Origin of the sequence: Bradyrhizobium sp. CSA207 (assembly GCF_029051685.1) — a bacterium.
Lineage (GTDB): Bacteria > Pseudomonadota > Alphaproteobacteria > Rhizobiales > Xanthobacteraceae > Bradyrhizobium.
In genome coordinates, this window is the sequence record NZ_JAACFT010000008.1 from 91,487 (window position 1) to 109,568 (window position 18,082).

Here is an 18,082-nt window from a genome sequence, read left to right on the forward strand (position 1 = left end):
AATTCAGGTCACTGTTCAGATTACTGCCGATAGAAATGCCTTGGTGCGCTCCTCGCGCGGCGCGCCCAAGACGTCCGAGGCGCGGCCTTGCTCGATGATCGCGCCCTGGTCCATATAGACGACGCGGTCAGCGACCTCGCGCGCGAAGCCGAGTTCGTGCGTCACCACCATCATGGTCATGCCGCTCTTCGCCAGCTCTTTCATCACCGCAAGCACCTCGCCGACAAGCTCCGGATCGAGCGCGCTGGTTGGCTCGTCGAACAGCATCAGCATCGGCTTCATGGCGAGCGCTCGCGCAATGGCCACGCGTTGCTGCTGGCCGCCGGAGAGCTGCGCGGGATAGGCATCGGCCTTGGCCGATAGTCCGACGCGCCGTAGCAGCTCGACCGCCTCGGCGCGCACCTCGTCGAACTTGCGGCCATGGACCTGAAGCGGACCTTCGGTGATATTCTCAAGCGCCGTCTTGTGCGGAAACAAATTGAAGCGCTGGAACACCATACCGGTCTTCAGCCGCTGCCGCCCGATCTCGCGCTCGCTGAGCCGATGGAGCCGGCCGCCCTGCTCGCGCACGCCCAATAACTCGCCGTCGAGCCAGATGCCGCCACCGTCGATCGCGGCGAGCTGGTTGATGCAACGAAGCAGCGTGGTCTTGCCCGAACCCGACGCCCCAATCAGACACATCACCTCGCCGGGCCAGATGTCGAGCGAAACACTCTTGAGAGCCTGAAACTCACCAAAATTCTTGGCAACGGAGCGGATCGCGACGAGGGGTTTTGTCATCGGGCGAACTGCAAAGTGCCGCGCGCGAAGCGGCGTTCGAGCAGCATCTGGAGCGGCGTCAGGATCGAGACGACGAGCAGGTACCAGAGCCCGGCGACGATCAGGAGCTCGATCACGCGGGAGTTGGCGTAGTAGATGTTTTCCGCGTTGTGCAGCACTTCCGGATACTGGATCACGCTCGCGAGCGACGTCGCCTTCACCATGCCGATGAACTCGTTGCCGAGCGGCGGGATCACCACGCGCATCGCCTGCGGCAGGATGATCCGGCGCAGCGCGCGCAGCCGGCCCATGCCGATCGCCTGAGCCGCCTCGTATTGCCCGATGTCGACAGAGAGCATGCCGGCGCGCATCACCTCCGAGGTATAGGCGCCCTGGTTGATGCCGAGCCCGAGCAGCGCGGCGAGGAACGGCGTCATGACATCGACGGCGCGGCCGCTCCATAGGCCGGGAATGCCGATGGTCGGAAACACCAGTGCGAGGTTGAACCACAGCAGCAGTTGCAGGATCAGCGGCGTGCCGCGAAACAGCCAAGTGTAGCCGGCAGCGACCGTCTTCAGCACCGGATTCGGCGACAACCGCATGATCGCGACGACCACGCCAAGAAAGATGCCGAGCGCCATCGCCAGCACCGCCATCACCATGGTGTTGACGATGCCTTCCAGGATCACCTTGGCGGTCAGGAAGCGGCTGACATAGGACCATTCGATCTGGCCGCCTGCAAATGCGCGGCCGATCGCCGCCAGCACGAGCACGATCAAGGCTGCGCTCAGCCAGCGAAACCAGTGCGGCTCGCGCGCGATCCGCATGCCCGACAGGTCGGGAAATCCCTCTGCGAGTGCCGGCGCCGGCTTCATTGCGGCGCCGCGTTCAGCATCGGCTGGGCGACCGCGTTCGCGCCCAGACCCCATTTGTCGAGAACCGCCTTGTAGGAGCCATCGGCGATCATGGCGGTGAGCTTTCCGGTCACCAGATCACGCAAAGCTGCATCATCCTTTCGGAACATGATGCCCTGATAGCCCTTGGCGAAGGGCTCGCCGACCACGCGGTATTTGCCGGGCTCTTGCGTCTGCGCGTAAGGAAGTGTCTCGCTGCCCTGCACGGCCGCATCGATCCGGCCCTGCTTGAGCTGGTTGCGGACGTCGATCGAGTTCTCACCCGGGACGTACTGGATCGCCGGCTTGCCGCCCGTCTCGCAATTCTGCTTGCTCCACTTCTCGATCTCGACCGGAAAACTGGTGCTGCGCGTAGTGCCGACCTTCTTGCCGCAGAGATCGCTCGCGGCCTTCGCCTCGCTCTCCGCCATCACGAAGAACTGCGGCCCTGTCGCGAGGTAATCGACGAAATCGGCGGTCTCGCGCCGCGAGGCGCGATCCGAGATACCGGAGATGATGAAATCGGCGCGCCTGGTCTGGAGCGAGGGGATCAGCTCGGCGAACGGCGTCTCGCTCCAGATAATCTTGAGGCCGCCCAGCCGCTTGGCCAGCTCGCCCGCGAGATCGATATCGAGCCCGACCAGCTCGCTGGTCGCGGGATCGCGATATTCCATCGGCGCGTAGGTGGAATTGACCGTGAGCCGCAAAGTGCCCGCCTGTTTGATCTCCGCTGGAAGCTCCGCCGCTTGCGCAGCAGCGACGGCAGCCAGCGCGGCGAGACCGAGAGAAAGCGAGAGGCGTGTCATGTCAGCTCCTTTGCCAATCTTTTCCTTTGCCAACCCCTTGCCAGCGCCGTGCCATTTGGTCAGTCCGCATCAAGCACGGCCGGCGCGATGACCCCGGCACGTTCGGTGATCACCCTGTATTGCTCCGGCCGCCGATGGGCCGCGAAATTGAACATCTTGTCCTTGCCCTGACGGCAGAGATCGAGATCGATGTCGGCGACGATCACCTCGTCTGTGAGGGTCGCAGCCTGCGCGACGATGCAACCATTGGGATCGACGATGCAGGAGCCGCCGATCAGCCCGGAGCCATCCTCCTCGCCCGCCTTCGCGACCGAGATCGCCCAGGTCGCGTTCATATAGGCGTTGGCCTGCGTCACCAGTGTGGAGTGGAAGGTACGCAAGGAGGCGTCTTCCGTGGAGCCGCCGTTGGGATCGTACGCCGCCGAATTGTAGCCGATGCAGACCAGCTCGACGCCTTGCAGGCCGAGCACGCGCCAGGATTCCGGCCAGCGGCGGTCATTGCAGATCATCATGCCCATGATCGCATGCGCCCAGGCCGACCCGGCGCGGAACGCGGGAAAGCCGAGGTCGCCATAGTCGAAATAACGCTTCTCGAGCTGCTGGTAGCGCGCACCCGGCCGCGGCTCGACCGAGCCCGGCAGATGCACCTTGCGATAGCGGCCGAGAATCTCGCCGTCGCGGTCGACCAGAATGGCGCAATTGTAGCGACGGTGGTCCGGCGTCAGCTCGGCATAGCCGACATAGAAGCCGACACGCAGCGCACGCGCGCGGTCGAACAGCTTTGCGATAGCCGGATTCGGAATGCTGCGCTCGAAGTACTGGTCGAGCGCCTCGCCCTCCAGCAGCCAGCGCGGAAAGAAGGTAGTAAAGGCAAGCTCCGGAAACACCACGAGGCTCGCGCCGCGGCCAGCCACCTCCTCCAGCAAATTGAGCATCCGGCCAAGCGTATGCTCGCGCGAATCTGCTTTTTGCGTCGGCCCCATCTGGGCGGCGGCGGCGCGAAGGACACGAACCAAAATTGCCTCCAATCTGTGCGCAATGCTGCCTCAATGGGCGAATGAACCCTTTGATCCAGCGTGCAAATCCGCGGCCATTACGCGCAAGCGGGGCTGCAAAAGCAATTCATTCTGCTATGATCTTTTAGCGCTGAGTATAATCGGCAGTGATATGAACCTGCGCCAGCTCGAGATCCTGCGTGCCGTCATCCGCCACCGCACCACGGTAGCGGCGGCGGACGAACTGGCGCTGTCGCAGCCCGCAGTCAGCAACGCGCTGAAGACGATGGAGGCGCAGGCAGGCTTTGCGCTATTCGAGCGCGTCAATAATCGGCTGTTTCCGACCGCCGAGGCGATGGCGCTCTACAAGGAGAGCGAGGCGATCTTCGCGCTGCATGCAAAACTCGAGAACCGGGTGCGCGATCTGCGCGAGAATCGATCGGGGCATCTTGCGATCGTGGCGACGCCGCCGCTCGCCTACAGCATCATTCCATCCGCGCTATCTGGCTTCCTGCGCCGCCGGCCGGAGACGCGCGTGTTCTTTGACGTGCGGCGCTACGAGGGCATCATCGAGGGCGTGCTGAGCCATGTCGCCGAGCTCGGCTTCGCGCTCGGGCTGACGCATCATCCCGGCATCGCGCATGAGGTGGTGCACACCGGCGAGATGGTCTGCGTGCTGCCGCCGCAGCATCCGCTCGGCGACAAACCGGTCATCTCGGCGGCGGACCTGTCCGGCCTGCCCTTCATCGGGCTGGAGCGCGGCACGCGGCTGGGCGAAGCCGTGCGCGACAGTTTTGCTCGCGCTAGCGCGCCGTTCCAGCCGACCGTGGAGGTGCGCTATTGCAACACGGCCTGCGTGCTCGCCGCCGCCGGTGTCGGCGCCGCGGTTGTCGATCCATTCTCGCCGCGGCAAAATGGCGGCCATGGCCTGGTCGTGCGGCCGTTCACGCCGACGACGCACGCTGTCGCCTACATGCTATGGTCCGAAGCCGAGCCGCTGTCGCGCCTGGCAAAGGCGTTTCTCGGCGAGGTGCGCCAGGAGAGCGCGCTGCTGGAGCACGCGACGCCACACGAACACGGGACAGGAGCCGACTGAGCTTGCGACGACACGCGCAATCACTTACGTGACGACACATGGCACGCATCACCATCATCGAGACGGGAAAGGTCCCGCAAAAATATCGTGAGCGCCACGGCTCGTTTCCGGACATGTTCGAACGCATGGTCCGTGCCGAGGACCCGACAGTCACGCTCGACATCGTCAGCATCCCCAATGGCGACGCACTCCCCGATCCGCGCGGGATCGAGGCGATCCTGATCACCGGCGCGGCCGCCGGCGTTTATGACGGACTCGACTGGATCGCGCTGTTGGAAGAGTTCGTGCGCAAGGCCTATGCGAACAAGACACCGATGGTCGGCGTCTGCTTCGGCCATCAGCTGATCGCGCAGGCGCTCGGCGGCACGGTGCGCCAATCGGAGCAGGGCTGGGGCATCGGGCGTCACGTCTACCGCGTGCTGCCGGACAACGGCGTCATCGACGGCGAGCAGCTTGCCATCGCCGCCTCGCATCAGGACCAGGTGATCGAGGCGCCGGAGGGTGCGCTCACCATCCTTTCATCCGACTTCACGCCGCATGCCGGCCTGCTCTACGCCAACGGCGCAACGCTGACCGTACAACCGCATCCGGAATTCGACGTGGGGTTTGCCAAGGTCTGCTGCGAGCTGCGCGACGGCAAGGCGCCGGATGCAGTGGTCGCCACGGCGAGGGTGTCACTGACGGAGCCGCTGGACAGCGCGAAGCTGGGCGGCGCGATCACAAGGTTTCTGGCGAGAAAATCCATCTCCTCATCCTGAGGCGCGCGCTGTTGCGCGCGTCTCGAAGGATAGAGGCCAAGATGCAGCAACTAGGCCTGCATGGTTCGAGTCGCCGCTTCGCGGCTCCTCACCATGAGGAATGAGCGTTTTCTCCAAATCTAGAACGGACTCTCCCCCAGCCCCGCCACATCCTGTGGCCGCGGCCACGGCGCCGGCCGGTGAAACCGGCGATCCCTCTCTGCGCGGCGCTGTCGATAGGCCATCTGCTATCGCCCGATCACGAAATCACATTGGCCTTCATCAGCGTGCGGATCGATTTCGGGATGGGCTGGGCGCGGCCGCCGCTGATGAAGGCGACCCTCACCTCGGCCTTGACCAGCACGTCGCCGCCGCGCCGCACTTCCTGCGCCAGCATGATGGAGGCTCCCTTCACCGCGATCGGCCAGGTCACGACGTCGAGCACGTCGTCCATCCGCGCAGACTTGAGGAAGTCCAGATGCATCGAGCGCACCACGAAAGCGAAGCTCGCGTCTTCCGCCTCGGCCTGCTCGAACAGCGCCTGCTGCTCGGCGCCCATCAGCCGCAGATGATTGGTGCGCCCGCGCTCCATGAAGCGCAGATAATTGGCGTGATAGACGATGCCGGAAAAATCCGTGTCCTCGTAATAGACGCGGACCTGCATGTGGTGGCGGCCGTCGCGGATCTCGCCGTCGAGATGAGCTGTCACGTCGCGAGCCTCTTTGCTGTTCGCTACCGGCCCGTTTTGCGCAAAAACGGCCGGCCGCGCAAGCAGGCTAGGACACAACCTGCGCCGCCCGCCCCAGCGTCACCTCGACGATCTCGGGCGGCACGCCGACGCGGACCGGGATGATGCTGCAACCGAGGCCGCCGGAGATGATGACGTCGCATTTCAGCCGGAAATGGCCATAGGCAAGCCGGAGGCCATGCTGCGGCGAAACGGCCGGCGACCAGCCGAGCAGGCGGATCTGGCCGCCATGGGTGTGGCCGGACAGTTGCAGCGCGACGCGCGCGGGCACGCGTGGCGCGATGTTGGGCTCATGCGCGAGCAGGATCACCGGCGCGTCGTCGGTAATCTTTGCCAGCGTCGCGGTGAGATCGTCGGCGCCGAAGCGTCCCGTGCTCCGGAAGCGCCGCGCCGGCAGAAAGGCGAGCTGATCGCCGAGGCCGGCGAGCCAGAACGGGCGGCCGTCCTTGGTAAGACGCACGGCGTCATTCTCGTAGACGGGAATGCCGGCTGCCTCCAGCGCACGATGCGCGATCGTCGTCCCGTGCCCTGTCTGCTGCACGGTTCTGTCGTCCCAATAATCGTGATTGCCCATGACGGCATGGACGCCGAGCGGCGCCTTGAGGCCGGCCAGCATTCTGGCCCATTCGTTGGACGGAATGATGCGCGTGACCTGGTGTAGACCGGCGACGTAGTCGCCGAGCAGCACGATGAGGTCGGCCTTCAGCGCGTTGGTGCGGTCGACGATCGCCTCGATCCGCTCCAGCGGCATCCAGGGATCGCAGGCATGGATGTCGGCGATCATCGCGATCTTCAGCGGAAAATCCGCCGGCCACTGCCGCGGCGTCGGATGATAGCGGGTGACGCGAAGCCGCAGCACCGGCTCGACACCGACGCCATAGGCGGCGGTCGAGATGCCGAGGGCGGACAGACCGCCGATGGAACGGATGAGATGACGGCGCGTGATCATGGAGGCCCAGTCGTGATGCACGTTCCGTGATGCGGCCCGATTGGAGCGAAATTGGGGTGCGCATGTGCAGACCGTCTGCACGAAGATTACCGGCAGTTCATGACGATCGGGGCAATAGGCATTTGCTCAGATCAGTCGTCGCTCTCATCCGTGCCGAACAGGCCGAACTGCGCCGCATCGCGCGAGGGTTCGCTGATGCCGAGATGGCGGAAGGCGTGCGAGGTGAGCAGGCGGCCGCGCGGGGTGCGCTGGAGATAGCCGCACTGGATCAGATAGGGCTCGATGATGTCCTCGATCGCATCGCGCGGCTCGGACAGCGCAGCGGCCATGGTCTCGACGCCCACCGGGCCGCCGCCATAGTTCTGCGCGATGGTCGTGAGGTAGCGGCGGTCCATGGCATCGAGGCCGGCGGCGTCGACCTCGAGCGCGCTCAGTGCGTGGTCCGCGATCTTGCGATCGATCGAGGCGGCATCGGCGGCTGAGGCAAAATCGCGCACGCGCCGCAGCAGGCGGCCGGCGATGCGCGGCGTGCCGCGGGCGCGGCGCGCGATCTCGTTGGCGCCGTCCGCGCTCATGCCGACATTGAGCACGCGCGCGCCGCGGGTGACGATGCTTTCCAACTCCTCGATCGTATAGAAGTTGAGCCGGACCGGAATGCCGAAACGATCGCGCAAGGGATTGGTCAGAAGACCGGCGCGCGTAGTGGCGCCAACGAGGGTGAATTTTGACAGCTCGATCTTGACCGAGCGCGCCGCCGGGCCCTCGCCGATGATGAGATCGAGTTGAAAATCCTCCATCGCGGGATAGAGCACCTCTTCCACCGCCGGGCTGAGCCGATGGATCTCGTCGATGAAAAGCACGTCGCGCTCTTCCAGATTGGTCAGCAGCGCGGCGAGATCGCCGGCCTTGGCGATCACCGGGCCTGACGTGGCGCGAAAGCCGACGCCAAGCTCCTTCGCCACGATCTGCGCCAGCGTGGTCTTGCCGAGGCCGGGGGGACCGACGAACAGCACGTGATCCAGCGCCTCGCCGCGCTTGCGGGCCGCCTCGATGAAGATCGAGAGATTCTTGCGCGCCTGCTGCTGGCCGACGAAATCGGACAGTGATTGCGGCCGCAGTGTGGTGTCGCCGACATCATCGCTGCGGCGCTCGGGCGTGACCATGCGGTTTGCCTTCGGGTCGCTCACTTCGCGAGCTCCTTCAACCCAAGCCGAATGAGTTGCGCCGTCTCGGCATTCGCACCGGCGCTGCGCGATGCCGAAGCAATCGCGGCGGCGGCCTGCGGCTGACCATAACCGAGATTGACCAGCGCGGAAATCGCATCCGCGACGGGTCGCGGCGCGCGCTGGTCGTCGACGGCACCGGCGAGATGCACCACCGCCGGATCGACATTGGCAAAGGCCGGCGCCTTGTCCTTCAATTCGGTGACGATACGCTCGGCCACCTTGGGGCCGACGCCTGGCGTGCGCGCCACGGCGGCCTTGTCACGCAGCGCGATGGCGTTGGCGAGATCGGCCGGCGCCAGGGTGCCGAGCACGGCCAGCGCGACCTTGGCCCCGACGCCTTGCACGGTCTGGAGCAGGCGAAACCACTCGCGCTCCTGATCGGTGCGAAAACCGAACAGCTTGATCTGGTCTTCGCGGACGTATGTCTCGATCGACAGCACGGCGGCCTCGCCCGGCGAGGGCAGATGCTGCAGCGTGCGTGTCGAGCAATGCACCTGATAGCCGACTCCGCCGACGTCGAGGATGACGAAATCCTCGCCGTAGGAATCGATCAGGCCCTTGAGCTTGCCGATCATATTGATTCCCCGGCGGCGGCAGGCAAGTCTCGCTCGTCATGGCCGGGCTTGTCCCGGCCATCCACGCCTTTGACATCGGCAAGAAAGCACGTGGATGCCCGGCACAAGGCCGGGCATGACGACGGTGATGCGTGGCGAACAATCATATTCCCACCACCTTCAGGCGCAGCGCCGTGTTCTGGCGATGATGGGCGTGGGTGATGGCGACGGCCAGCGCGTCGGCGGCGTCCGCTGACGGCGGCTCGGCTTTTGGCAGCAAAATCTTCAGCATCATCGCGATCTGCTGCTTGTCGGCGTGGCCTGCGCCGACCACCGTCTTCTTGACCTGGTTCGGCGCGTATTCGGCGACACTGATGCCGAACATCGCAGGCGCCAGCATAGCGACCCCGCGGGCCTGGCCAAGCTTAAGCGTCGCAACGCCGTCCTTGTTGACGAAAGTCTGCTCGACCGCGGCTTCCACCGGTTTGTGGTTGGAGAGAACGGCCGCAAGCCCTTCATGGATCGCGAGCAGGCGGCTTGCCAGCGGCAGGTCGTCCGGCGGTTCCACCGAACCGCAGGCGACGTAGACGAGGCGATTGCCCTCGGACTCGATCACGCCCCAGCCGGTGCGGCGCAGGCCGGGGTCGATGCCGATGATGCGAACGGGGACGCGAATCGGGAGCGCGGTCATGGGCCAGTGATAGCGGCTGACCGGGAGGAGCGAAACAGAAACAGAACGGAAGTCCCCGGGGAAAGCGAGCTATGCTGGCGGAGTCCGCGCTGCGAGCCATAACACATGCCGTCGTACCCCGCGAAAGCGGGGTATCCAGTACGCCGCAGCTTATCCGCATCCCATCCCGGCCTCTGAAATACTGGATTGCCCGGTCAAGCCGGACGATGACAGCGGAGAGTGGAGCAGACGGACGGCCCTACCCGCCCATCTTCGCCATCAGCGCGTCCGAGACCTCGAAATTGGCGTAGACGTGCTGGACGTCGTCGTGCTCGTTGAGCAGGTCCATCAGCTTGAGCAGCTTCTCGCCGGTCTCGTCATCCACGGCGACCGTGTTTTGCGGCTTCCAGATCAGCGCGGCCTTGCGCGGCTCGCCGAATTTGGCTTCCAGCGCCTTGGCAACGTCGCGATAGCTTTCGGTCGAGGCGTAGATCTCGTGGCCGCTCTCGCCGGAGATGACGTCGTCGGCACCGGCCTCGATTGCCGCATCCAGCACCGCATCGTCGGAGGCGACACTGCGGTCATATTCGATGATGCCGGTGCGATCGAACATGAAGGACACCGAGCCGGTTTCGCCGAGATTGCCGCCGGACTTGGTGAAGAAGGAGCGGATGTCGGAGGCGGCGCGGTTGCGGTTGTCGGTCAGGGCCTCGACGATGACGGCGACGCCGCCGGGACCATAGCCCTCGTAGCGGATCTCGTCATAGTTCTCGCTCTCATTGCCGAGCGCCTTCTTGACGGCGCGCTCAATATTGTCCTTCGGCATGTTCTCCTGGCGCGCTGCGGTGATCGCCGCACGCAGGCGCGGATTCATGTTGGGATCGGGCGTCCCGAGCTTGGCCGCAACGGTGATTTCCCGCGCCAGCTTGCCGAACAGCTTCGACTTCTGGGCATCCTGCCGCCCCTTGCGGTGCATGATGTTCTTGAATTGGGAATGTCCGGCCATGCGTGGTCTCTTGGTCTCTTACGGGAAGCGTCCGCCAGCGAGAGTGGGAAGCGCGGCCTTATAGGCTGCCAACCCGCCGGAATGAAAGGGTCTACTTCAAGGTAATAGCGTAGTGGCTCGTGTCCAGATGTCAGGCATCGTTAACCCTGACTTCATTTCGGCTTGCGAAAATAGCCCCCGCCCGTCCCCCGACAAGAGAGACCTGATGGCGTTCGGACTGTTTAGGAAACGTCTGCCGGATTTGACCGCACCGGTGGCAGCCCCGCCGGCTGCGCAGCCGGCCGCCAATTCCGCGCCTGCGCTGGCCGCCGAGAGCGATTCGGCCAGGGAAATCCTCGAACTGCTGGAACTCGAGTTGGGAGCGATGATTCGCCAGCTCGAGCGCGCCGCCAATTCGGTGGCCGGCGGCGCGGAGGCGACCGCGGCGACGCTTGCCGATATCCGCCAGCGCACCGACGCATTGACCGGCCGGACCAATTCCGCGCAATCGAACGCCGCCACCTTCGCAGAGGCCGCCGACAAGTTCACCCAGTCAGCGCACGGAATCGGCGCGCAGGTCCGCGAGGCCGGCAAGCTCGCCGACCAGGCCAGCGCCGCGGCGCAGGAGGCTCGCGCCAATGTCGACCGGCTGCGCGAGTCATCCGCGGCGATCGGCAATGTCGTCAACCTGATCGCGCAGATCGCACGGCAGACGACGCTGCTCGCGCTCAACTCGACCATCGAGGCGGCGCGCGCCGGCGCTGCCGGAAAGGGCTTCGCGGTCGTCGCTACCGAGGTCAAGGCGCTCGCGGTGCAGACCCAGGGCGCAACGGAAGAGATCACCAAGAAGATCGACGCGCTCCAGCGCGACGCCGCCGGCTCTGCGGACGCGGTGCACCGCATCTCGCAGGCGATCGAAGCGATTCGCCCCGTGTTCGACACCGTCAACGGCGCGGTTGCCGAGCAGAACGCGACCACCGGCGAGGTTTCCAGCAACGCCGCCAGCGCGTCGCAGTTCATCATCTCGGTCGGCGAGAGCGCGGCCGAGATCGATGCCGCGACCAAGGCTGCCGAGACTCACGGCGAGAACGTCGCCAGTGCCGGCAAGGCCGTCACCACCTTCGCCCAGAAGCTGAAATCGCGCTGCGCGATCCTGCTCCGGCAGAGCGAGCACGACGATCGCCGCAAGACCGAGCGATTGCCCTGCCACCTCAAGCTCGAAACTGCGCGCGGAGTTCTGCCGGTCTACGAGATCTCGATGGACGGCGTGCTGATCGGCGGCGCGGACGCAGGCCGGCTCGCGGCGCAGGCGATCATCGACGGCCGCCTCGAAGATGTCGGCGCCTGCCGGCTGCGCGTGGTCGAGCAGACCAAGGCCGGCGCCCGCACGCAATTCGTCAGCCCCAATGCCGAACTCAGCGAGAAGATCGAGGACAAGCTCTGGTCGATCCACGAGGAGAACACGGAGTACGTCACCCGCGCCATGGAGGCGGGCACCGCGCTGACCAGGATTTTCGAGCAGGCGGTCGCGCGCGGCGAGGTCAAGATCGACGACCTCTTCGACACCGATTACGTCGAAATCGCCGGCACGAATCCGCAGCAGTACCGCACGAGATATCTGGACTGGGCCGACCGCGCGCTGCCGCCGTTCCAGGAAGCATTTTTGGCCAAGGAGCCGCGCATGGCGTTCTGCGCCATGGTCGACCGCAACGGCTTCCTGCCGGTGCACAACAAGATCTATTCGCATCCGCAGCGGCCGGGCGACGCCGCCTGGAACACGGCCAACAGCCGCAACCGGCGGATTTTCAACGATCCGGCGGGGTTGGCAGCCGCGCACAACCTGCGCTCGTATCTGGTGCAGAGCTACGCACGCGACATGGGCAACGGAAACACGGTCATGATGCGCGAGATCGACGTTCCGATACGCGTGCAGGGCCGGCACTGGGGCGGATTCAGGACGGCCTACAAGCTCTAGCGCATGATCCGAAAAAGCGTGCCGCGGTTCTTCGGAAAGACCATGCGCGAACAAGGACCCAAGGGCGCGATGACAATTGTTCTCGCTTGAGTGCACGCTCAGGCAAGACGCCAGGCGCGAATCATCCTTTAGAGTCGGAATTGGAATGGGAATGCCGCGGAGGGCCGGCGAACGGCTCTGACTGGAGGAAGCCCAAACATGTCCGTCGCGCAGCTTGCAGTATTGGACACCGGATCGAACCGGACACTGGCCGAGCGCCTGATCGACCAGCTTGCCGACCGGATCGGCGGCCTCGGCGTGGAGCTTGCCGACATCGCCGGCAACGTCCAGGAGGTCGCAAGCCGTGTTGCGAACCAGTCTGAACGATTCCATCACCTTCAGGAGACGGCCGAGACGATGGTCTCGGCCAACCACGACATCGCCAATGCATCGCAGGCGGTGCAATCGACCACCTCGGCTGCGGTCGGCGAGATCGCCCAGTCACGCAACGCCGTCGACACGGCGGTCAGCCATATCGCGGAGCTCGTCGCGGCTGTCGGCAGGATCGAGGCGCGGCTCAGCGCGGTCGGGTCCGCGCTGGCGCAGGTCGCCAAGGTGTCCGGCTCGATCGAAGCCATCGCCAAGCAGACCAATCTGCTCGCGCTCAACGCAACGATCGAAGCGGCGCGCGCCGGCAATGCCGGCCGCGGCTTCGCCGTGGTCGCAAGCGAAGTGAAGAACCTCGCGGAGGCGACCCGCCAGGCGACGCACCAGATCTCCGACACAGTGCGCGATCTCGACGGCCAGATCGAAGGCCTGATCGGCGAGAGCAGCGACGCCTCGCTGCGTGCCAAGACCGCGGGTGAAGGCGCCCAGCAGATCTCCGGCATCATCTCACGCGTGCAGCGGGGCTTTGCCTCGGTGGAAGCCGAGATCGATAGCGTCACGCGCGCCGCGACCTCCAATCTCGGTCATTGCGACACCGTCATTGGCGAGCTCAGCGAACTCGCCAAGGGCGTCGACCTCTCCTCCCGCGATCTCAAGAACGCCGACCAGCGGGTGACAAAACTGCTCGACACCTCCGAAGGCCTGATCGCACTGATCGCCGACAGCGGCGTCGAGACGTCGGATGCCCCCTTGATCCGCGCCGTCGTCGATACCGCAAAGCAGATCTCGGCCGAGTTCGAGGGCGCGATCGACCGCGGCGAGATCAGCCTCGATCAGCTGATGGACGAAAAGTATCGGGAGATCGCCGGCACCGATCCCAAACAATATCTCACCAACTACGTCGAATTCACCGATCGCGTGCTGCCCGCGATCCAGGACCCGATCCAGAAATCCGATCCCCGCATCGTGTTCTGCGTCGCCTGGGCCAAAGGCGGCTATCTGCCGACCCACAATCCGAACTACCGCCTGCCACAGGGCAAGGACCCGGTCTGGAATAACGCCAATTGCCGCAACCGCCGCCTGTTCACCGATCGGGCGGTGCAGAAGGTCGCGGCGAACACGAAGCCGTTCCTGCTGCAAACCTATCGCCGCGACATGGGCGGCGGGCAATTCGTGCTGATGAAGGACCTGTCGTCGCCGATCATGATCCGCGGCAGACACTGGGGCGCATTCCGAATGGGCTTTCGGCAGAGCTGACGGCCGCGATGCGCATCGCGCGACAGCGCTGTGGCGTCCCTGCATCAAAAAGCTGCAAAACAACCCCATGCACAGTAGCCGGTGCGCGCGGAATCAATGGCTTAGGCGACTGATGAAGCCGTTGGCTTAGGCGCCTGGTAAAACCGTTGCCCCGTCGGGCAAAACAGGCACATGATGCCATTGTCGCGCAGGCTGGCTATCGCATCGCCGATGCAGCTGTGGGCCGTTCTGATTGATCCTGTCGGAAGCGCACCGTGCTCGCCGTCGCCTGACTTTCCCAATCGCACGAATTTCGTCATTGCATGATATCGCGGTGCGTATCTGGCGGAGGCGCTGGCGCATTGCGACGAGTGCCATACGCCGCGCAATCTCGGCTTCGCGCTGGACAACCGCAAGAAGTTCGCCGGCGCGATCACGGCGGGCTGGCGGGCCTTCAACATCTCCTCGGACAAGGCGATCGGGCTCGGCAATTGGCGCGACGAGGATCTGATCTCGTATCTGTCGCTCGGCCACGCACCGGGCCACGGCTCGGCCTCGGGTCCGATGGGTGAAGCGGTCGATCACAGCTTCAGCCAATTCGCCCCTGAAGACATAAGCAGCATCGTGGTCTACCTGCGCAGCGTGCCGCCGGTGCCCTCGCCCGACCTGCCCGCCGGCACGGCGCCCTTCGCACCCGCCTCGCACAAGGACGGCGTCACGGCGGATGCGCGCGGCAAGAAGGTATTCGCGGGCGCCTGCGTCAGCTGCCACGGCTGGAGCGGCGCGAGCCCGCTGTCGCCGATGGCGACGCTGACCGGCACCTGGGCCGTGAACGATCCCGCCGCCATCAACGTCGCGCAGATCGTGATGTCGGGCAGCAAGCGGCGCACGCCCGACGGTGCGCTGTCGATGCCGGCGTTCGGCAACGCCTTCAGCGACGACGAGATCGCGGCTGTCGCCAACTATGTGATGGCGCGGTTTGGCGTGAAGGGCTCGAAGCTGACGGCGAAGGATGTGGCGGAGTTGAGGGAGCAGACGGCGGAGTAAATCTCGCCACAAGCGCCACTGCACCCTCTCCCCTTGTGGGAGAGGGTGGCTTCGCGAAGCGAAGCCGGGTGAGGGGTTCTCTCAGCGCGTCCAACTCGCATTTGAATTCGCGGAAGCAACCCCTCATCCGGCGCTTCGCGCCACCTTCTCCCACAAGGGGAGAAGGTGCGGCGGCATTTGCCGCACGAGAGAATTCAGCTCAACCAAAACTTCGGCGTCGCCGGCTCAAGCCGGCCACCCGCGCGCACCGGCGCAATCCGCAGTGCGAGGCCCGTCGCATCGTCGGTCTCCACCGCGACGCCGCTGAGCGTCGCCACGCCCGCCGCCGGCTCGAAACGGCCTGACGGTATCCCGGAGGTGAACCTCCGCAGCGGTTCTTCCTTCTGCATGCCGATGATGGAATCGTAGTCGCCGGTCATGCCGGCGTCGGTCATGTAGGCGGTGCCGCCGGACAGGATCTGGTGGTCGGCGGTCGGCACGTGGGTGTGGGTGCCGACGACGAGGCTGGCGCGGCCGTCGCAGAAGAAGCCGATGCCCTGCTTCTCGCTGCTCGCCTCGCAATGAAAATCGACGACGATGGCATCGGCGGCAACGCCGAGCGGACAGGCGCCGAGCTCGCGCTCCAGCGCCGCAAAGGGATCGTCGAACGGGGTCATGAAGACGCGGCCGAGCGCGTTGACCACCAGCGCATGCTTGCCGTTCTTGGTCTCGACCAGGGCTGCGCCGCGGCCGGGCGTGCCGCGCGGATAGTTCGTCGGCCGCACCAGGCGCTCGGCGCGTTCAATGAACACCAGCGCCTCGCGCTGGTCCCAGGAGTGGTTGCCGAGCGTCACCGCGTCGGCGCCGGCATCGAGAAATTCCTGATAGATCGCCTCGGTGATGCCGAACCCCCCGGCAGAATTCTCGCCGTTGACGACGACGAAATCGAGCGACCAGTCCTTGACCATGCCGGGCAGATATTCGGCGATGGCGTTGCGCCCGGTACGGCCGACGACATCACCCACGAAGAGAATGCGCAACTTCAGAACTCCGGAAATCAAACACGTCCGATTCCGTTAGCACATAATCCAGCGCCACGTCGTGCGATAGTGCCGGAACCGCCTTGATCTCCTGCGCCGCAAAAGCAAGCCCGATGCCGACGATCTGCTTGGCCTTGCGCAAGTGCGCGAAGGTGTGGTCGTAGTGCCCCGCACCGTAGCCGATGCGATGGCCGAGACGATCGAAGGCGGCGAGCGGCGTCAGCATGATGTCGGGGACGACTTCGGCCGCAGCCGGCGACGGCTCGGGAATACCGAGCGGGCCAAGCATCAGGCGGTCGTTCGGATAAAAGATGCGGAAGACCAGCGACTGGCCGCGCGCAGTGACGCAAGGCAGCGCCAGCTTTGCGCCCTCCTCGGCGAGCCTCTTCAGCAGCGGCATCGGATCGATCTCGCTGCGGATCGGCGAATAGCCGGAGACGATGCTGCCGGGCAAGAGCTTGAACGGCAGCCCGCGCTTGGCGAGCTTTGCGGCGGCGGTACTGCGCTTCTTCTCGCTCAGCCCGTCGCGCGCCGCGAGGGCTTTGGCACGGAGTTCGGCTTTGGAATTGGACATGTGCGTTGGTCCCCACGTCATCACCCGCGAATGCGGGTGATCCAGTATTCCAGAGGCGGTGGTGATTCACACAAAGGCCGCGGCGTACTGGATGCCCCGGTCGAGCCGGGGCATGACACCTGTTGAACTGGCCGCAGTCGTTTCAACAAGCACAAACCAAGCAGACAAAAGTGCGAAGCCGCAGACGCCGTTGAAGCACTCGATCCCGGAGTTCCCTACGAAAGTAGGTGGGCACCATATGTCCGGGCCCACGGGCCCGGCCAGGGACAGTTCCCTAAAGGATCGATAAGGCCCCGGGGATATATGGCTCCGGACGCGCGTCGCAGCCTCGCCTGCGCAATGTAACAACGATACTGACGAATCGCCATAGCGATCCGCAATGGCTGCCGGGTCGCGGTGAATACTCGGCCTGCATGGTTCGAGACGCCCGCTTGGGGCGGGCTCTCACCATGAGGGTCGATAGTTCGCCGCAAAGCAGGGCCTCATCCTGAGGGCCCGCCGAAGGCGGGCGTCTCGAAGGACGGACCAGAAGAAGCCCAGCGTCAGCCGATCGCAATCCCGTTGCCGACGGTGCGGTTCAGGACCTGGGTCGACTTCTCGATACGTTCGGCTGCGGCGTTCAGCGCATTGACCACCGCAGTCTGGGTCATCCGGGCGCGCTCGACGGCGGCATTGCGGAAATCCCGCAGTTCGGTCAACTCCTGCTCCATGGTGCGGATGCGATTGCCGGCATCGACCAACTCGTCGCAGACGGTCAGCGCCGCCATCACGGTGAGGCGCGCATCGCCGATCTCGCCGAACTTTCCACGCAGCGACTGGATTCGCGTCTCCAGACTTTCGGCCAGCTTCAGCAGCCGCACCTCCTGGCCCTCCTCGCAGGCCATGCGGTATTGCCGGCCGTTGATGGTGACGTTGATGTGGCTCATCCGTCCTCTCCGGTATCAAGCACCGAGCGTATCGTGACGATCGCGGAGTCCAGCCTGTCGGCGATCTCGCGATTGGTACGCTCGAGCTTGCGCGCCTTGACCAACGCGCCGTCGAGTTCGTCGGCAAGCCGCGAACGGTCTGCGCCCAGCGCCTGGATTCGCGTCGCGAGCTCGTTCTCGTCGCGATCGGCATCGCGCCGACGCTCGACCGCGCTCTCGAGCGAGTCGAGCGCCGCCATGAGCCTGCGGGTCGCGATCTCGATCTCGACGGCAGACGATTCCGTCATGGCGGAACTGTTGGAAACGCGATCGTTCATGCGCTCAGCGGCGGACCTTGGTGGCCTTTGCATCGGGGCTTGCCGCCGGCAAAAGACTCGGTTCGGCAAGCGGTTAGAAGCAGAAATTTACGTGGCAAGCTAGCAAATCGCAACGTCGCCGCGAAACTATGCACCGATAGATCGGCCTTGAGCATGCCGGCCGGCTGGTTCCTGGCCCGCACCATCTCCGGCTGCGGCTTTTCC

The 18,082-nt window shown here is 65.1% G+C and carries 19 protein-coding genes and 1 other RNA gene; 5 read left to right on the plus strand and 15 right to left on the minus strand.

Features of this window, described 5'->3' with window-relative positions:
* Positions 1 to 15: 15 nt before the first annotated feature.
* Genes GWG65_RS11105 through GWG65_RS11120 form a run of 4 tightly spaced genes read right to left on the minus strand, consistent with a single transcriptional unit; the run spans position 16 to position 3,474 of the window.
* Positions 16 to 780, minus strand: a complete 765-nt coding sequence (locus GWG65_RS11105) for an amino acid ABC transporter ATP-binding protein (RefSeq protein WP_275195621.1) — start codon at positions 778 to 780, stop codon at positions 16 to 18.
* Complete coding sequence (locus tag GWG65_RS11110; protein ID WP_275195622.1) at positions 777 to 1,634, minus strand: amino acid ABC transporter permease; 858 nt, start codon at positions 1,632 to 1,634, stop codon at positions 777 to 779. The genes GWG65_RS11105 and GWG65_RS11110 overlap by 4 nt, the downstream gene beginning before the upstream one ends.
* Complete coding sequence (locus GWG65_RS11115) at positions 1,631 to 2,458, minus strand: ABC transporter substrate-binding protein (protein ID WP_275195623.1); 828 nt, start codon at positions 2,456 to 2,458, stop codon at positions 1,631 to 1,633. Before GWG65_RS11115 ends, GWG65_RS11110 begins: the two co-directional genes overlap by 4 nt.
* Positions 2,459 to 2,517: 59 nt before the next feature.
* Positions 2,518 to 3,474 (minus strand): N-carbamoyl-D-amino-acid hydrolase, encoded by a 957-nt coding sequence (locus GWG65_RS11120; protein ID WP_275195624.1) that lies wholly within the window; start codon positions 3,472 to 3,474, stop codon positions 2,518 to 2,520.
* A 151-nt stretch (positions 3,475 to 3,625) separates the two neighbouring features.
* Here GWG65_RS11120 and GWG65_RS11125 point away from each other — a divergent pair, with 151 nt between their 5' ends.
* On the plus strand, positions 3,626 to 4,549 hold the full coding sequence (locus GWG65_RS11125; RefSeq protein ID WP_275195625.1) for a LysR family transcriptional regulator: 924 nt from the start codon (positions 3,626 to 3,628) through the stop codon (positions 4,547 to 4,549).
* Between the two features lie 38 nt (positions 4,550 to 4,587).
* On the plus strand, positions 4,588 to 5,307 hold the full coding sequence (locus GWG65_RS11130) for a type 1 glutamine amidotransferase (protein ID WP_275195626.1): 720 nt from the start codon (positions 4,588 to 4,590) through the stop codon (positions 5,305 to 5,307).
* 238 nt (positions 5,308 to 5,545) lie between these two features.
* Here GWG65_RS11130 and ybgC read toward each other — a convergent pair whose 3' ends face one another.
* From ybgC to GWG65_RS11160, 6 genes are all read right to left on the minus strand, one after another.
* Complete coding sequence (ybgC, locus tag GWG65_RS11135) at positions 5,546 to 5,995, minus strand: tol-pal system-associated acyl-CoA thioesterase (protein WP_275195627.1); 450 nt, start codon at positions 5,993 to 5,995, stop codon at positions 5,546 to 5,548.
* A gap of 67 nt (positions 5,996 to 6,062) precedes the next feature.
* Positions 6,063 to 6,983 carry a metallophosphoesterase gene (locus GWG65_RS11140; protein ID WP_275195628.1) on the minus strand — a complete coding sequence of 307 codons (921 nt, stop codon included), beginning with the start codon at positions 6,981 to 6,983 and terminating at the stop codon, positions 6,063 to 6,065.
* Between the two features lie 131 nt (positions 6,984 to 7,114).
* On the minus strand, positions 7,115 to 8,170 hold the full coding sequence (gene ruvB, locus GWG65_RS11145) for a Holliday junction branch migration DNA helicase RuvB (RefSeq protein ID WP_275195629.1): 1,056 nt from the start codon (positions 8,168 to 8,170) through the stop codon (positions 7,115 to 7,117).
* Positions 8,167 to 8,784, minus strand: a complete 618-nt coding sequence (gene ruvA / locus GWG65_RS11150; RefSeq protein ID WP_275195630.1) for a Holliday junction branch migration protein RuvA — start codon at positions 8,782 to 8,784, stop codon at positions 8,167 to 8,169. Before ruvA ends, ruvB begins: the two co-directional genes overlap by 4 nt.
* A 142-nt stretch (positions 8,785 to 8,926) precedes the next feature.
* Positions 8,927 to 9,454, minus strand: a complete 528-nt coding sequence (gene ruvC / locus GWG65_RS11155; protein ID WP_275195631.1) for a crossover junction endodeoxyribonuclease RuvC — start codon at positions 9,452 to 9,454, stop codon at positions 8,927 to 8,929.
* 238 nt (positions 9,455 to 9,692) lie between these two features.
* A complete protein-coding gene (locus GWG65_RS11160; RefSeq protein ID WP_275195632.1) occupies positions 9,693 to 10,439 on the minus strand; it encodes a YebC/PmpR family DNA-binding transcriptional regulator in 747 nt (248 codons plus the stop codon).
* Positions 10,440 to 10,644: 205 nt separating this feature from the next.
* Between GWG65_RS11160 and GWG65_RS11165 the strand changes: the two genes are divergently transcribed.
* The 3 genes from GWG65_RS11165 to GWG65_RS11175 all read left to right on the plus strand — a co-directional run bounded on the left by GWG65_RS11165 (position 10,645) and on the right by GWG65_RS11175 (position 15,042).
* Positions 10,645 to 12,393, plus strand: a complete 1,749-nt coding sequence (locus GWG65_RS11165) for a methyl-accepting chemotaxis protein (protein ID WP_275195633.1) — start codon at positions 10,645 to 10,647, stop codon at positions 12,391 to 12,393.
* A 198-nt stretch (positions 12,394 to 12,591) separates the two neighbouring features.
* Positions 12,592 to 14,016 carry a methyl-accepting chemotaxis protein gene (locus GWG65_RS11170; protein ID WP_275195634.1) on the plus strand — a complete coding sequence of 475 codons (1,425 nt, stop codon included), beginning with the start codon at positions 12,592 to 12,594 and terminating at the stop codon, positions 14,014 to 14,016.
* A gap of 543 nt (positions 14,017 to 14,559) precedes the next feature.
* Positions 14,560 to 15,042 (plus strand): cytochrome c, encoded by a 483-nt coding sequence (locus GWG65_RS11175; protein ID WP_275195635.1) that lies wholly within the window; start codon positions 14,560 to 14,562, stop codon positions 15,040 to 15,042.
* 194 nt (positions 15,043 to 15,236) lie between these two features.
* On the opposite strand, the gene GWG65_RS11180 is transcribed toward GWG65_RS11175, so the two are convergent.
* The 5 genes from GWG65_RS11180 to GWG65_RS11200 all read right to left on the minus strand — a co-directional run bounded on the left by GWG65_RS11180 (position 15,237) and on the right by GWG65_RS11200 (position 17,848).
* Entirely contained in the window at positions 15,237 to 16,061 is an 825-nt protein-coding gene (locus tag GWG65_RS11180) for a TIGR00282 family metallophosphoesterase (RefSeq protein WP_275195636.1), read from the minus strand.
* Positions 16,039 to 16,635 (minus strand): 5-formyltetrahydrofolate cyclo-ligase, encoded by a 597-nt coding sequence (locus GWG65_RS11185; protein ID WP_275195637.1) that lies wholly within the window; start codon positions 16,633 to 16,635, stop codon positions 16,039 to 16,041. Before GWG65_RS11185 ends, GWG65_RS11180 begins: the two co-directional genes overlap by 23 nt.
* Before the next feature lie 171 nt (positions 16,636 to 16,806).
* Positions 16,807 to 16,967: non-coding RNA, 6S RNA (gene ssrS / locus GWG65_RS11190), on the minus strand.
* 210 nt (positions 16,968 to 17,177) lie between these two features.
* Positions 17,178 to 17,561 (minus strand): cell division protein ZapA, encoded by a 384-nt coding sequence (locus GWG65_RS11195; RefSeq protein ID WP_148738730.1) that lies wholly within the window; start codon positions 17,559 to 17,561, stop codon positions 17,178 to 17,180.
* Complete coding sequence (locus GWG65_RS11200; protein WP_148738729.1) at positions 17,558 to 17,848, minus strand: DUF4164 domain-containing protein; 291 nt, start codon at positions 17,846 to 17,848, stop codon at positions 17,558 to 17,560. Before GWG65_RS11200 ends, GWG65_RS11195 begins: the two co-directional genes overlap by 4 nt.
* Between the last annotated feature and the right edge of the window lie 234 nt (positions 17,849 to 18,082).

What these genes read in the sequence shown, in the direction of transcription:
- GWG65_RS11105 (WP_275195621.1), bottom strand. Translation starts at nt 780, where the DNA reads ATGACAAAACCCCTCGTCGCGATCCGCTCCGTTGCCAAGAATTTTGGT.
- GWG65_RS11110 (WP_275195622.1), bottom strand. Translation starts at nt 1,634, where the DNA reads ATGAAGCCGGCGCCGGCACTCGCAGAGGGATTTCCCGACCTGTCGGGC.
- GWG65_RS11115 (WP_275195623.1), bottom strand. Translation starts at nt 2,458, where the DNA reads ATGACACGCCTCTCGCTTTCTCTCGGTCTCGCCGCGCTGGCTGCCGTC.
- GWG65_RS11125 (WP_275195625.1), top strand. Translation starts at nt 3,626, where the DNA reads ATGAACCTGCGCCAGCTCGAGATCCTGCGTGCCGTCATCCGCCACCGC.
- GWG65_RS11130 (WP_275195626.1), top strand. Translation starts at nt 4,588, where the DNA reads ATGGCACGCATCACCATCATCGAGACGGGAAAGGTCCCGCAAAAATAT.
- GWG65_RS11140 (WP_275195628.1), bottom strand. Translation starts at nt 6,983, where the DNA reads ATGATCACGCGCCGTCATCTCATCCGTTCCATCGGCGGTCTGTCCGCC.
- ruvA (WP_275195630.1), bottom strand. Translation starts at nt 8,784, where the DNA reads ATGATCGGCAAGCTCAAGGGCCTGATCGATTCCTACGGCGAGGATTTC.
- ruvC (WP_275195631.1), bottom strand. Translation starts at nt 9,454, where the DNA reads ATGACCGCGCTCCCGATTCGCGTCCCCGTTCGCATCATCGGCATCGAC.
- GWG65_RS11160 (WP_275195632.1), bottom strand. Translation starts at nt 10,439, where the DNA reads ATGGCCGGACATTCCCAATTCAAGAACATCATGCACCGCAAGGGGCGG.
- GWG65_RS11165 (WP_275195633.1), top strand. Translation starts at nt 10,645, where the DNA reads ATGGCGTTCGGACTGTTTAGGAAACGTCTGCCGGATTTGACCGCACCG.
- GWG65_RS11170 (WP_275195634.1), top strand. Translation starts at nt 12,592, where the DNA reads ATGTCCGTCGCGCAGCTTGCAGTATTGGACACCGGATCGAACCGGACA.
- GWG65_RS11175 (WP_275195635.1), top strand. Translation starts at nt 14,560, where the DNA reads ATGGGTGAAGCGGTCGATCACAGCTTCAGCCAATTCGCCCCTGAAGAC.
- GWG65_RS11185 (WP_275195637.1), bottom strand. Translation starts at nt 16,635, where the DNA reads ATGTCCAATTCCAAAGCCGAACTCCGTGCCAAAGCCCTCGCGGCGCGC.
- GWG65_RS11195 (WP_148738730.1), bottom strand. Translation starts at nt 17,561, where the DNA reads ATGAGCCACATCAACGTCACCATCAACGGCCGGCAATACCGCATGGCC.
- GWG65_RS11200 (WP_148738729.1), bottom strand. Translation starts at nt 17,848, where the DNA reads ATGACGGAATCGTCTGCCGTCGAGATCGAGATCGCGACCCGCAGGCTC.